This window comes from Dyadobacter endophyticus, assembly GCF_014641595.1.
Classification (GTDB): domain Bacteria; phylum Bacteroidota; class Bacteroidia; order Cytophagales; family Spirosomataceae; genus Dyadobacter; species Dyadobacter endophyticus.
This window is the reverse complement of the sequence record NZ_BMIA01000002.1, coordinates 788,450-801,829: the sequence shown is the minus strand read 5'-3', so window position 1 is coordinate 801,829 and position 13,380 is coordinate 788,450. Positions and strand designations below refer to the sequence as shown.

At 48.4% G+C, this 13,380-nt stretch carries 10 protein-coding genes; 7 read left to right on the top strand and 3 right to left on the bottom strand.

Translation table 11 applies throughout. From position 1 onward, the window contains the following. Positions 1-82: 82 nt before the first annotated feature. Entirely contained in the window at positions 83-766 is a 684-nt protein-coding gene (locus IEY24_RS15555) for a cell division ATP-binding protein FtsE (protein WP_188933659.1), read from the top strand. Between the two features lie 70 nt (positions 767-836). Here the strand turns inward: IEY24_RS15555 and porX are convergent, their stop codons facing one another. Next, positions 837-2,402, bottom strand: a complete 1,566-nt coding sequence (gene porX / locus IEY24_RS15550) for a T9SS response regulator signal transducer PorX (RefSeq protein ID WP_188933657.1) — start codon at positions 2,400-2,402, stop codon at positions 837-839. Between the two features lie 164 nt (positions 2,403-2,566). After that, a complete protein-coding gene (kdsB, locus tag IEY24_RS15545; RefSeq protein ID WP_188933655.1) occupies positions 2,567-3,310 on the bottom strand; it encodes a 3-deoxy-manno-octulosonate cytidylyltransferase in 744 nt (247 codons plus the stop codon). A 44-nt stretch (positions 3,311-3,354) separates the two neighbouring features. Between kdsB and IEY24_RS15540 the strand changes: the two genes are divergently transcribed. The 6 genes from IEY24_RS15540 to IEY24_RS15515 all read left to right on the top strand — a co-directional run bounded on the left by IEY24_RS15540 (position 3,355) and on the right by IEY24_RS15515 (position 9,865). Then, the gene (locus IEY24_RS15540) at positions 3,355-4,143 is read left to right on the top strand and encodes a DUF4905 domain-containing protein (protein ID WP_188933653.1); all 789 of its coding nucleotides are present in this window, start codon (positions 3,355-3,357) and stop codon (positions 4,141-4,143) included. A 3-nt stretch (positions 4,144-4,146) separates the two neighbouring features. Continuing rightward, positions 4,147-5,136: a LysM peptidoglycan-binding domain-containing protein gene (locus tag IEY24_RS15535; protein ID WP_188933651.1), complete on the top strand. Its 990-nt coding sequence runs from the start codon at positions 4,147-4,149 to the stop codon at positions 5,134-5,136. 16 nt (positions 5,137-5,152) lie between these two features. Further along, a complete protein-coding gene (locus IEY24_RS15530) occupies positions 5,153-5,365 on the top strand; it encodes a hypothetical protein (RefSeq protein WP_188933649.1) in 213 nt (70 codons plus the stop codon). Continuing rightward, a complete protein-coding gene (locus IEY24_RS15525; RefSeq protein ID WP_188933647.1) occupies positions 5,352-6,152 on the top strand; it encodes a TIGR02757 family protein in 801 nt (266 codons plus the stop codon). Before IEY24_RS15530 ends, IEY24_RS15525 begins: the two co-directional genes overlap by 14 nt. A 255-nt stretch (positions 6,153-6,407) precedes the next feature. Further along, positions 6,408-8,321 carry a tail fiber domain-containing protein gene (locus tag IEY24_RS15520; RefSeq protein WP_188933645.1) on the top strand — a complete coding sequence of 638 codons (1,914 nt, stop codon included), beginning with the start codon at positions 6,408-6,410 and terminating at the stop codon, positions 8,319-8,321. Positions 8,322-8,395: 74 nt separating this feature from the next. Beyond that, positions 8,396-9,865: a tail fiber domain-containing protein gene (locus tag IEY24_RS15515; RefSeq protein ID WP_188933644.1), complete on the top strand. Its 1,470-nt coding sequence runs from the start codon at positions 8,396-8,398 to the stop codon at positions 9,863-9,865. 77 nt (positions 9,866-9,942) lie between these two features. On the opposite strand, the gene IEY24_RS15510 is transcribed toward IEY24_RS15515, so the two are convergent. Continuing rightward, entirely contained in the window at positions 9,943-13,350 is a 3,408-nt protein-coding gene (locus IEY24_RS15510) for a ThuA domain-containing protein (protein WP_188933642.1), read from the bottom strand. Between the last annotated feature and the right edge of the window lie 30 nt (positions 13,351-13,380).

Sequence of the window (13,380 nt, the reverse complement as noted above, 5' to 3'; positions counted from 1 at the left end):
TTCGACTTCGCGCAGCATGACATTAACATCCACCACACTATTAATTTGAGCATTCTGCTCACCATTATCATTCGCAAATCTTATGACCACCGATTCGACGGAGCCAATAATCAGACTGGAAAGGGCGGATATTTATCAGGGTGAAAGGCCTGTCTTGAACGACGTTCATTTTGAAATCAGTAAGGGCGAATTCGTTTACCTTATCGGCCGGACCGGTAGCGGTAAGAGCTCGCTTTTAAAAACACTATACGCCGATTTATGGCTGCATACCGGTTCTGCCAAAGTGGCCGGTTACGAGCTTCACAACATCAAAAGAGCCGATATTCCATTTCTTCGCCGCAGAATAGGTATCGTTTTCCAGGATTTTCAATTGCTGTCGGACCGATCCGTGGAGGACAACCTCGGGTTTGTGCTACGTGCGACTGGCTGGGAGAATCAGGGCAAAATTTCCAAGCGCATTGCGGAAGTTTTAATGCAGGTAGGCCTTGGAACTGCCCAGAAAAGAATGCCGCACCAGCTTTCGGGTGGAGAGCAACAGCGCGTGGTAATCGCACGTGCTATGCTGAACGAGCCACAAATCCTGATCGCGGATGAACCAACCGGTAACCTCGACCCCGAGGTAGGCGACCAGATTATGCAGGTGTTCCGGACGATTAACAATGCCGGTACCGCAATTCTGATGGCTACACACAACCACGACTTCCTGAAACGCTTTCCCGCCCGCGTGATCAAATGCGAGAATGGCGGTATAACCGTGAGCGAATAATTGCTGCATCAAGCATCAAAAAAGGGGCGCCTGATCAAACTCAGGCGCCCCTTTTTGCATATACATTGTCCTATTTTGCCTTCAAATCGATCACCGGGATAATCATCTCTTCGAGCGACACGCCCCCGTGCTGGAAAGTGTCGCGGTAGAGGTTCACGTACTGGTTGTAGTTGTTCGGGTAGGCGAAGAAGTAATCCTCTTTCGTGAACACATACGATGTAGAAACGTGTGGTTTTGGCAGGAAAATACGCTCAGGCTTGCGGCAAACCATCAAATGGTTGTCGTCGAAGCCCAGGTTTTTGCCGTGTTTGTAACGGAGGTTCGTATTCGTTTCGCGGTAGCCGATGATCTTCACCGGTTTCTGCACACGGATCATACCGTGGTCGGTGGTGAGGATCAGGCGCCCTTTCTTTTCAGCGATTTTACGGATGAAATCGAGCAGCGGCGAATGCTGGAACCAGGAGCGGGTAATAGAGCGGTATGCGGCTTCGTCGGGCGCGAGCTCCTTGATCATCTGCACATCCGTGCGCGCGTGGGAAAGCATATCCACAAAGTTGTATACAACGACATTGAGCTGGTTGGTGAGCAGGTTGTTGAAGGTGTCTACCAATGCTTTGCCCTGGTTTGTATTTAATATCTTGTTATATGAAAACTTGATATTCAAATGGTTCATTTCCAGTTGTTTTTGAAGGAAATCCTGCTCATGGTTGTTCAGCCCTTCTTCTCCTTCTGGTGTATTTTCGTCGCTTACCCACCATTGCGGGTGCTTGCGTTCCATTTCGCTGGGCATCAGGCCGGAGAAGATCGCATTACGTGCGTAGCCGGTTGTGGTCGGCAAGATGGAATAGTACGACGACTCTTCCTCGATATTGAAAAATTCCTGCATAATAGGCTGGATCATTTTCCATTGATCGTAGCGGAAGTTGTCGATCAGCAGGAAGAACAACGGCTCGCTTGAACCTTTCAGATGGGGAAACACCTTTTGTTTCATCAACTGATGCGACAGGATCGGCTTGTCGGAGCGCGGGTCGTTCAGCCACTCTTCATATTCATCCTCAATGAATTTGCAAAAATTGGCATTGGCTTCGCTCTTCTGCATGCTGAAAACTTCTGCCATTCCCTGGTCGTCGGAGCTTTCGAGTTCCAGCTCCCAGTAGATGAGTTTTTTATAAATGTCCGCCCATTCTTCGTGACCGATGCGGTCCTGGTATTGCATGGCCAGGCTGCGGAATTCCTGCTGGTAGCTTAGGGTGGTTTTTTCGGTAACGAGCCGTTTGTTATCCAATATTTTTTTAACCGAAAGTAATATCTGGTTGGGATTCAGCGGTTTGATGAGGTAATCGTCGATTTTGGAACCGATGGCATCCTCCATAATGTGTTCCTCTTCGCTTTTCGTGATCATCACCACAGGCAGGTTGGGCTGCTGTTGTTTGATCTGTGCGAGCGTTTCGAGGCCGGTCATACCGGGCATCATTTCGTCGAGGAAAACAATGTCAAACCGGTCGTTCTCGATACGGTCCAGCGCATCCGCACCGCTGTTGACGGGCGTTACGTTGTAACCTTTATTAGTGAGAAACATGATGTGCGGTTTGAGAAGATCTATTTCGTCATCGGCCCAAAGGATGTTATATTGCATAGGACTCTTTTTTCAAGTGGAATAAACTATTAAAACAATAAAAGGGTAACGCACGGGAAGAAGCGGGTCGTATACGTAAAACGGTTTTAACGTTTTTTAAGAAATATACGGCTTATCCTTATACGTTAACCTTCCTTGTAAAAAATGTATTCCACAATGGTCAGTCAGGGCAAAAATTTTCTTGTAACCCTGTCAAGATCGTCGGGCGTGTCTACCCCATGTGAATCGTCGGAGGTGACGACGGCCTTGATCGCGTAGCCGTTTTCCAGCCAGCGCAGCTGTTCCAATGCTTCGGCTTTTTCCAGCGACGAAACGGGAAGTTTGGTGATTTCGGCTAAAACGTCGGTTCTGTATGCGTAAATACCTATGTGTTTGTAAAAAACATGCGATTTCAGGAATTCGTCCTGGCTTTGCGCATTGCGCAGGTAAGGGATCGTTTGTCTGCTGAAATACATGACTTCATTTCGCTTGTTCAAAACGGCCTTCGGCACATTTACATTGAAGAGAATGTCGTCATTGTCGATCACCTTCACCAAGGTAGCCAGTTCGGTTTCACCATTCAGCACAGAAGCGAGATGGTCGATCGGCTCGGGGCTGATAAATGGCTCGTCGCCCTGAATATTGATGACGTAATCGTAAGTTTCTTCCGTTTGGGTAAGTGCTTCGAAGCAGCGATCGGTGCCGCTCTGGTGGTCCTGCGACGTCATTACGGCGCGTCCGCCGAATTCGCGGACGTGGTACAATATTCTTTCATCGTCGGTCGCTACGATTACCTGATCGAGTTGAGTAGCTTTGGACGCTTGTTCATAAACCCGCTGGATCATGCTTTTGCCGCCAATGTCCACCAAAGCCTTGGCAGGGAAGCGGGTAGAAGCGTAGCGGGCCGGTATTATTCCTAGAATGCGCACGAGGTCGTTGTCAGTTAAATTTGATTCAAAATAAAGGTAAAAAATTGCAAAATCTTTTTTCGTTCCGCTTTTCCGAAAACATCTGGCGTGTAATGCCAGATGCCCGGCCGGGTAGTACGCTGTGGGCCATAGAGTTAAGGGATACGGAGCGCCGTGAAGTGTCGTTTGCGGTGATCGATACGGACAGCCTTGCCGTAAAATGGCATCGGCAGGTAGAAGCTACCGATTGGTGGACATCGCTGACAGCTTTTTCCGATCAGCATATTTATTTACACAATTACCGTTATCCCGAGGTGCCCGAGCCGACGGATCTGCTCGCCGTAAAAGCGGACGCTGGTTTGCTGTCGTGGGTTTTATCCAACCATTTGCTCGTCAAAAATGCAGGGGAAGGTTTGCTGGAAGTGGCTATCAAGCGCGGCGATTCGTTCAGGCATATGCATTGCAACGCAGCGACCGGGGAGCTGCTGCCATGGAATGAAGCATTACCGGAACGGGACGACAAGGTAATTTTAATGGAGCCCGTTCGTTACATGGAAGAGAATATGTACTTCGAAAGGCTCGCCCAATTTATTAGTGACGCAACGGGCGGTCACATTCCGGTAGCCATTGATTATTTGGAGAAAAGACCCTATATAATCTTTTCTTATTATATTTACGAGCAAGATAAAACAGTGCAATACCTCCTCATAGTAACCGATCAGAAGCAACAGGTTTTACACGAGAAACTATCGGAAGAGCGGGAAGGAACAGGCCGCTCGACGATGATGCTGAAAGCGTCCACATTGGTTTATCTTAAAAATAGCAACGAGTTTTCGAGTTTAACGCTTTCATAATAAATGAAATACATTTTTTGCCTGGCCCTTTTGGCAGGATTGATGCTAGGTTTGACGAGTGCCCGGGCTAGGGGATTGAGTGCTGTTGACTCCGTTGGGGTCGAAAAGGTAGGGGGGAAGATCTTTGTTATACATAAGGTTAACCAGGGGCAGACGATGTTTGCCGTCGTGCGCCAGTACGGAACCACGATCCACGCCCTGCGCGAAGCCAACCCCGGCATGAGCGACCAGATTCAGTCGGGACAGACGATCCGCGTGCCTTACACGCCTAAGGCCACTAAGAAAGACTCCAGAAAGGACGATAAGAAAGAGGAGAAAAAGGAACTTGTGAAGGCAGAGGTGAAAGAAACCAAGCCTGTTGCCGATACACCCTCGGTAGCCACAAGTACATCAGCCCCGTCGGCACCCGCCACTGCCGCTCCGGCGAATGGGATCCACAAAGTAGAACCGGGTCAGACATTGTACCGTGTTGCCGTTAAATATGGTGTTCTGATGGCCGACCTCCGCAAATGGAACAATCTTACGGACGATAACCTGAAAGATGGCCAGGAGCTTATCGTGAGTGAAAAAGGCGCCGAAAAAGCAGCTGCACCGGTTGTAACACCGCCAGCACCTAAGGTAGCTACTACCGTGGTGAAAGATTCGGTGAAAGCGAAAGCAGTGGTTCCCGAGAAGGTTGTGAAACCCGTGGAAGAAGTTGCTCCTCCGAAAGTGGTGAAAAGCAAGAAGAAATCGGAATCAGGTCTGGCGGAGGTGATCGAAACGGACGAAAGTACGAGCAAGTTTCTGGGTTTGCACCGTACAGCGCCAATCGGTTCGCTGGTAGAGGTTTTGAATGAATACAATCAGGAGAAAATCATCGTCCGCATTATCGGCCGCATTCCCGATACGAGCGTAAACGACGACATTGTGATCAAACTGTCGTCCCGCGCATTTGAAAAAGTTTCCCCCAATAGCAAACGATTCAGGGCCGTAGTCAGTTATCTTGAGTAACCACGGTAAAGATATTATGAAGCACGCACCACAATTTCGTTCCAAAAGAGAAGAGGAACGCGAAGCGCTTAAACATACGGCCGGATACAAGATTTGGAGCGTTATGTTTACCCTGTTGTATCCGTTTATCGCCATTTTTACATTTCTCTTTTCCGGGATTGTGATGATTTTCTCAGGTATTTCACGTGTGCTGGCTTACCTGTTCGGAGGTAGCCATGCCAGACGTTGATACAACCGCCTACCCGGCGGAATATGTGGCGGAACTGCTGGACGAAAAAGTAGCACAATATAACCGGCCGGACTTCATTCCTTTCGACCCGATCAGCATCCCGCACCGGTTTTCTACCAAGCAGGATATCGAAATCATGGGCTTTTGGGCGGCAGTACTTGCCTGGGGGCAACGCAAAACCATTATCAGTAAATGCCTCGAACTGGCTACATTGATGGACAATGCGCCTTACGATTTCGTACGCAATCACCATGAAAGCGACCTGAAACCCTTCTTGCATTTCAAACATCGCACTTTCAACGCCACCGATACACTCTATTTCCTGCATTTCTTTCAGGAATACTACAAAGTCCATGACTCGCTGGAATTTGCATTCAGCAGTCCTATGACGTCCAGCGATATTACCATCGAAAAAGGGCTGGTAGGCTTCCACGACCTTTTTTCAAATTCTGAAAACTTTCCTTTACGTACGCGCAAGCACATTGCCACACCCGTGCGCAAATCCTCGTGCAAGCGCCTGAACATGTTTCTGCGCTGGATGGTGCGCAAAGACAACCAAGGTGTCGACTTCGGCATCTGGAACACCATCCGTCCTGCACAACTCGTCTGCCCCTGTGATGTCCATGTCGACCGCGTCGCACGCGTTCTAGGGCTTATCAAACGGCCCGTCACCGACTGGCAGACTGCCACTGAACTTACCGCATCGCTGCGCCTGCTCGATCCCAGCGATCCTGTAAAGTATGATTTTGCTTTGTTTGGGTTGGGGATTGAGGGGTTTGCGAAGTAGGAATTTCAATTAGTTGTTGCTTTTCAGGTTACCTAATTACAGGTATTTATAGTCGCGTGCCGAGCTAGCTGGTATTTCGTATTAGTAGAGATGTTGTCCGCATTATTACCTAAACACGAACTACTTTGCGGCACTTTCCTTTGACTAAGCTTCTGTCACCCCTGAATCATTTTTGTGCTACCAAGTGCTATTGAAAGGTGAAATTGAGTTGGATTTAGATCTGAAAGACACCTCATTCACCTAAACAATAGTATTATGAAACATTTTTTCAAACCAATTTTATTGGCCATCGCGATGATGGGAGCGGTGACCCGCCCGGGCAATGCTCAAACTCACTACGGGACTGGCGCGGGCGTTTCCGGAACAGGTCACGCCTTCTTTGGCACCAATGCGGGTAAAGTGAATTCCGGCTCCTTCAATACTTTTTTAGGACACTTCTCCGGCGCTAATACGACTTCCGGCGGCTACAACACTTTTGTGGGTTATAGTGCCGGTCAAACGAATACCGGAACATCAAATACTTTACTTGGTTACAACGCTGGTGCGGGGAACGGAGATTCCCATGGAAATACGTTTGTTGGATCCAGTTGCGGTGTTACCGGCGCTGGAAACTACAATTCCTATCTGGGGGCGGGCGCCGGTGGACTAAGTACCGGTTCCAGTAACGTATTTCTGGGGTATGAGGCGGGAAATGCGAATGCGAATGGTAACGATAACGTATTCATCGGGGCCGAGGCCGGTTATAGCAATAAGTCAAGCAGCAATATTTTTATTGGACGGAAATCGGGCTATTCCAATACATTGGGCTTCGCTAACACTTTTATAGGTACCAAAGCGGGCTTCGTTAATACAACAGGAACCGCAAATACGCTGATAGGACATGAAGCAGGGGCGAATTTTGATAATAAGAGCTTCTGCACGTTTGTCGGAACAGCTGCCGGGGCCAATGCCGAAGGACAATCCAATTCTTACTTCGGTGCCTCTGCGGGCTGGCAGAGTAAAGGAAACAACAATACAATTGTAGGTGACGGCTCCGGAATGCAAAGCAAAGGAGATAATAATGTGATGCTCGGGAAAGAAATCGGATGGTATAATAATGGAAATGATAACAATTTCATAGGCAACGGGTCGGGCCGCTGGAACACCACGGGAAGCCTGAACACCTTTGTTGGTACTCAATCAGGATTCAATAGCGAAAGTGGTACTGGAAATGCTTTTTTGGGTGGTAAGGCTGGGTACTCCAATAAAAGTGGAAGTCTCAATACATTTCTTGGACACGGCGCCGGATATTATAACACTACGGGCGAAAAGAATACCTATCTGGGATACAGTGCCGGAGGGAAAGAGGATATCGTCAATGCAACTGCGCTTGGGGCGTCCGCGAAAGTCACAGCGAGCAATTGCCTGGTTTTAGGCAATAACGCCAACATAGGAATCGGGGTGTCGGCACCGGTGTATCAGCTGCAAATGAGTACGGGCACAGCCGCAAAGGCCGGTTCGTCGAGCTGGATAATCATGTCAGATAGAAGGTTGAAGAAGGATATTTCCGACTTTAACGACGGCCTCGATTTGCTCAAAGAAATCAAACCCGTGTGGTTTCAGTACAACGGCAAAGCAGGAATCGAGACGGGCGATAAGAAATTCGTTGGCATCATCGCGCAGGAAATGCAGAAAATAGCGCCTTACACCATCGGCACATTCATACATCAGGACTCTTTAGGCAACAAAACAGAGTACCTGGACTATGACGCTAATGCAGTCACTTATATCCTGATCAATTCCGTAAAAGAGCAGCAAAAAGCGATTGAGAACAAGGAAACGAAAATCAGGGAGCTGGAAGATCGCTTGGGAAAATTGGAAAGGTTGATAAGTTCGGTGCCAGGGACTTTCAACAAAGTGGATGAACATTCCAATGGCGCCCTGGAACAAAATGTCCCCAACGGTTTTTCAAACAGGACTTCCATCAAATATTTTATTCCGCAATCCGTAAAAACGGCGGTCATCGATATCTATACGGTAGGAGGCGTAAAAGTTAGCTCACACGTGATATCCGAGCGTGGTGCCGGTGAATTGGTCATTTCAGCAGACAAATACAAGAGCGGTTTGCATGTTTACGATCTGGTCACCGACGGTAAAAGTATGGGCGCGAAGAAAATGTTGGTGGAGTGAGATTTAAAAACCCAGGAAATTAAGAAGGCATTGTATTATCATGAGGACTCGTCCCTATTAAACACACTAGCAGTATGAAAAAATGGTACAAAATGGCAGGAGCACTGCTGGTTGGGGTTTGTGCAATTACCCGGGTAAATGCGCAAACGCATTATGGGCAGGGGGCTGGCACGCAAGGATCAGCGCATTCATTTTTTGGGCTTGATGCCGGGAAAGTCAACACCGGCACTTACAATACGTTTATCGGACACTACGCAGGGGCGTCAAATACGACGGGTAGTAGTAATACGTTTGTCGGTAATAATGCTGGCTATTTTAAGAACACTACTGGGGCCGAGAATACATTCGTAGGGGGTATTGCCGGATATAATAATAATGGGAACAATAATACATTCATAGGTTTCGCTGCGGGTGAAGGCAACAAAGGCGGTAATCAAAACACATTCATTGGTGACCGTGCGGCTCATGTTCTTTCACATGGGAACGAGAATGTCATAGTTGGATACAAAAGCGGGCTCTGGTCGGGCGGAGTTGATACCGGAAACGCTTTTTTGGGCAGTCAGGCTGGGTATGAGAATAAAGGGAATTACAATTGTTTTTTTGGATTCAAAGCAGGGTATAGCAATACGAGCGGTAACAACAATACCTATTTGGGTTATATGAGCGGAGGGGACTACACGCTTGTAAATGCCACCGCGATTGGAGCAAACGCGAAGGTTGCATCGAGCAACAGCGTCGTTCTTGGCGCTAGCAATGCTACGGTAGGTATAGGTGTTTCTGCACCATTTTTTCAGTTGCAACTTAGTACATCGGCTGCGGCAAAGCCAGGGTCTCCTAATTGGAGTGTAATCTCCGACAGCCGCCTTAAAAAGAACGTCACCGACTTTACCGACGGTCTCGATTTGCTCAAACAAATCAAACCGGTATGGTTTCAGTACAACGGCAAAGCAGGAATCGAGACGGGCGACAAGCGGTTTGTCGGCATCATCGCACAGGAAATGCAGAAAATAGCTCCTTACACCATCGACACATTCATGCACCAGGATTCATTGGGCAATAAAACAGAGTATCTGGATTATGATGCCAATGCGGTAACATACATTTTGATCAATTCAGTGAAGGAACAGCAGCAAGTAATTGAGCAGAAGGATGCCGAATTGAAAGAAATGAATGTACAAGTAGCCGCATTGTCGAAGCGGCTCGAACAGTTGGAGCGAATTGTTGCTTCGAGTACGGTAAAACCTTTGACGGGAAATGCAGCGCGGACGGCGCCTAATGCTAATGGCGTAGTGCTCGAACAAAATGTGCCGAATGGCTTTTCGGGAAGCTCGTCAATCAAATATTTCATTCCGGAGGCAGTCGGGGAGGCGGTTATTAATGTGTATTCAGTGAATGGAGTCAGAATGAACTCCTACCCGGTGAAGGAGCGTGGTGAAGGGAAACTCACAATTTCGGCGGAAACTTTGCAAAACGGGGTTTTTCTTTATGAACTGGTAACCGACGGCAAAAGCAACGGTGTGAGAAAGATGGTGATTCAAAAGTAGGGTCTGACCAGTTATTTAAATGCAAAAGCGGGCTCCTTCAAGAAGCCCGCTTTTGTTATTTTCAACATAAGCTGCTTTTACAGCACAGTATTCTCAAACCGTACCGATTCCATCGAAAACAGTGGCTTATTACCCGCTTCAGCATTTTTAAATACAAAATACACCTTGTGCAGCTTGCCATCCGCCGGCGCTTTCACAGGAATGCTGATGGTTTCGGATTTATCGACTTTGCCCTCGCCAATCTTAACGCCGGCAACGCCGTCAAGCCGGATTTCCAAAGTCCCGCCGGCAGATTGGCCTGCTTTGCTACCCACTGAAACAGCCAGTTTGGAAATCTCGGTCAGGTCGATATCATCGAATGCGATAAAGCTGCCATCTTTCATCCCAATGACCATTTCACTACCATTATTACCTTTGTATTTGAAGGTATTTCTGGTCGTGTCCGCCATGTTTGCCATCAGGGTCGACGGACGCAATGCTACGGTTTTAGAGCCGGTGAGTGGTCCCATCGCGCCGTTACCTTTGTCGGTGTAGCTGGCCGTGAAAATGTACGAACCATCTTTTTTCTTAGCCTGGGTTACGTAAGAGCTCTTCAATGGCTTTTTATCGACAGCCTTTTGGTTAGCAAGTCCGAGAATGTATTTCACCATTTCTTCTACTTCCTCGGGCTTGTGCTGCGGGTGGCCAGGCATTGCCTGCTCGCCCCAAACGCCGCTTCCTCCTTTAAGTACCTTGTCGGTGAGCGTTTTCAATGAGTTGCGTTCGCTGGCGTACTTCTTCGCTACTTCGCGGTATGCGGGTCCGATCGACTTTTTATCGACCGAATGGCAGGCCTTGCAATCGCTCAGTTCTATCATCCGTTTACCGGTTTCAAAGCCGGTATTTGCCTGATGCCCTTGCGCCAGCTGCGTTTTGTCGAAGCCTTCGAGGTAGTTGATGGTCAATGTAACTTCGTCTTCCGGGATTTTCTTGGTAGCCAGGCTACCGTCCTCTTTGTCGGACACTGACACTTCGTAGTTGACAGGTTTATCGTTCCAATAGAAAGTCTTGTTGCCTTTAATGGCCACATCCACTTTTGGAATAGCGTTACCCACGCGCACGATGACTTCCGAAGTATTGGAGTTGCCTGCATTGTCGGTCACTTTAAGCGTAGCGCTATATTCGCCAGCCTTCGCGTAGGTAAAGCTCGGGTTAGCCAGGGTACTTTTCGGCAGTCCCTTTCCAAACGACCATTCGTATTTAATCGGGTCGCCGTCGTGGTCCATGGAGCCTTTGGAAGAGAACGTTACTTTCAAGGGTGCTGCACCAGTTGTATTCGTCGCGGCGGCGATAGCCACAGGAACGCGGTTTCCGGCATTGAAAGTGACGTGTGAGAGACTTGCCTCGTCATTTTGCGCAAACCAGTTAGGCCCGTATTCGAGGGTGTACAGCGAGCCGTCGTTAGCAAATTGCATATCGATCGGGTGACTGAATTTCGTGCCCGGCAGAAAGCGCTCAATGCTCTGCAAATCACCTTTCTCATTCATGGTCACGATGTTGATATAGTCGCGAATCCAGTCGTAAGCGAAGAATTTGCCGTTGTAGTATGACGGAAATTTGCTCTTGCTATCTTGATAATCAGCGGCATAGTAAACCGGTCCGGCCATCGCATTACGGCCTCCTTTACCCACAATCGCTCCGAATTCCGGAGAATCGGCATAAGGATAGTAAATGAACGCAGGCTGAGCAGGAGGTAGCTCCTGAATACCGGTGTTATGCGGAGAATTATTGATCGGTTTCGCCGGATCGAAAGGTTTACCCGAAGTGCTGTCGGCAAAGTTGAAATCGATGTAAGGCCTGTTGTTGCCGATAAATAGCGGATAACCGAAATAGCCGGCCTTTCTGGCCTGATTCACTTCGTCATAACCTCTTGGGCCGCGCTTCGGATCATCCACAGAAGCATCAGGCCCAACATCGCCCCAATATAAATAGCCGGTGTGCTGGTCAACCGAAATGCGGTAAGGGTTACGTGTACCCATTACATAAATCTCAGCGCGGGTCTTCTCGGTTCCTGGAGGGAATAAATTTCCTTCCGGAATGTCGTACAGATTGGTTCCACCAGGCATATTGGCACGGCGGTCGCCGTAGCGGGGCTTAATGCGAAGAACTTTTCCTCTCAAAGAATTGGTGTTCGATGAGGTATGCTGGCCGTCCCAGCCTTCGCGACCCGGACGTTCGTCGATAGGGCCGTATCCATTGGATTGGAATGGATTTACATCGTCGCCGGTCGAAAGATAAAGATTGCCTTTGTTGTCCCAGGCAATGGATCCGCCGGTGTGGCAGCAGTCGGTCCGTTTGACAGGTACGGTTAAAAGAACTTCCTCGGTGCTGAGCAGTACGGTATCTTTCAGATCGTCGTATTTAAATCTCGACAAATGCTGTGCGGTATCCGCCTCCGACGATGGCGGCGAATAGTACATATAAATCAGTTTGTTGGTCTTGAAGTTCGGATCGATGTTCAGACCCATCAGCCCGTATTCCTGTTTCGTATAAACGGGCACCTCGCCAACGATTTTTATCTTGCCGGTTTTAGGATTATAGAGCTTCACCTTGCCTTTTCTTTCCGTAAAAAGCACGCGCTGGTCATCGAGTACAACCAGTTCCGTTGGCTCGTCGAGTTTGGAAGCAAGTACTTTTTTAGTAAAGCGGTTCTCTTCGGGGCGGGATTTGGAATAATCCAGCTTCGATGCCATGGCCCAGTTGAGGCCACCCGTAAGGTGTTTTACAAAAACAGGATTGGTAAAAGTCGCGTCTTCATGCCCGAAGTTGGTGTAGAATGCGCGTCCTCCGTCGAACTCGTGGTACCAAGACATCGGGTGGTTGTCACCCATTTTGCCGTCTTTGTAAGTCTTCTCGTCGATCTTGACGAGCACGTTTACCTTCTCATTGAAGTTCTTGAAATCATAAAACTCGTCTTTGATCTTCCATTTTTTTGGAAAACCATCCATTGAAGGATGTTGGTCATTTACCACAAATGCTTCACCTTCCTGTACATTCGGATTGCCCGGGTGGCTGAGGAATTGGGCGCCTGCGAGTTTGTTATACCATTGCCACTCGTATTCGGTGTCAGTCGCGGCGTGGATACCCACGTAGCCACCGCCAGCCTGAATGTAGCGTTCGAATGCATCCTGCTGCTTATCATTCAATACATTGCCGGTGGTGTTCAGGAATATGATGGTGCTGTATTTTTGCAGGTTTTTGTTGGTGAAAACAGCTGCATTTTCGGTTGTATCCACGGCAAAACCAGTCTCTTTTCCCAGTTTTAGGATGGCCGTTTTACCTGCCGGGATCGAGGAGTGCCGGAAGCCGGCTGTTTTCGAGAATACCAGCACGCGCTTTTCCGGCGTCACCGTCTGGGCCGTAGCGACCAGGCTGCAACATGCCAGGGCCGTCGCGCCGGCAATCCTGAAACGTTTTAAAAGTTTTCGAAAAGGGGAGTCATTCATTAGATTGATTGGAATTGGTTAACGTAGAAA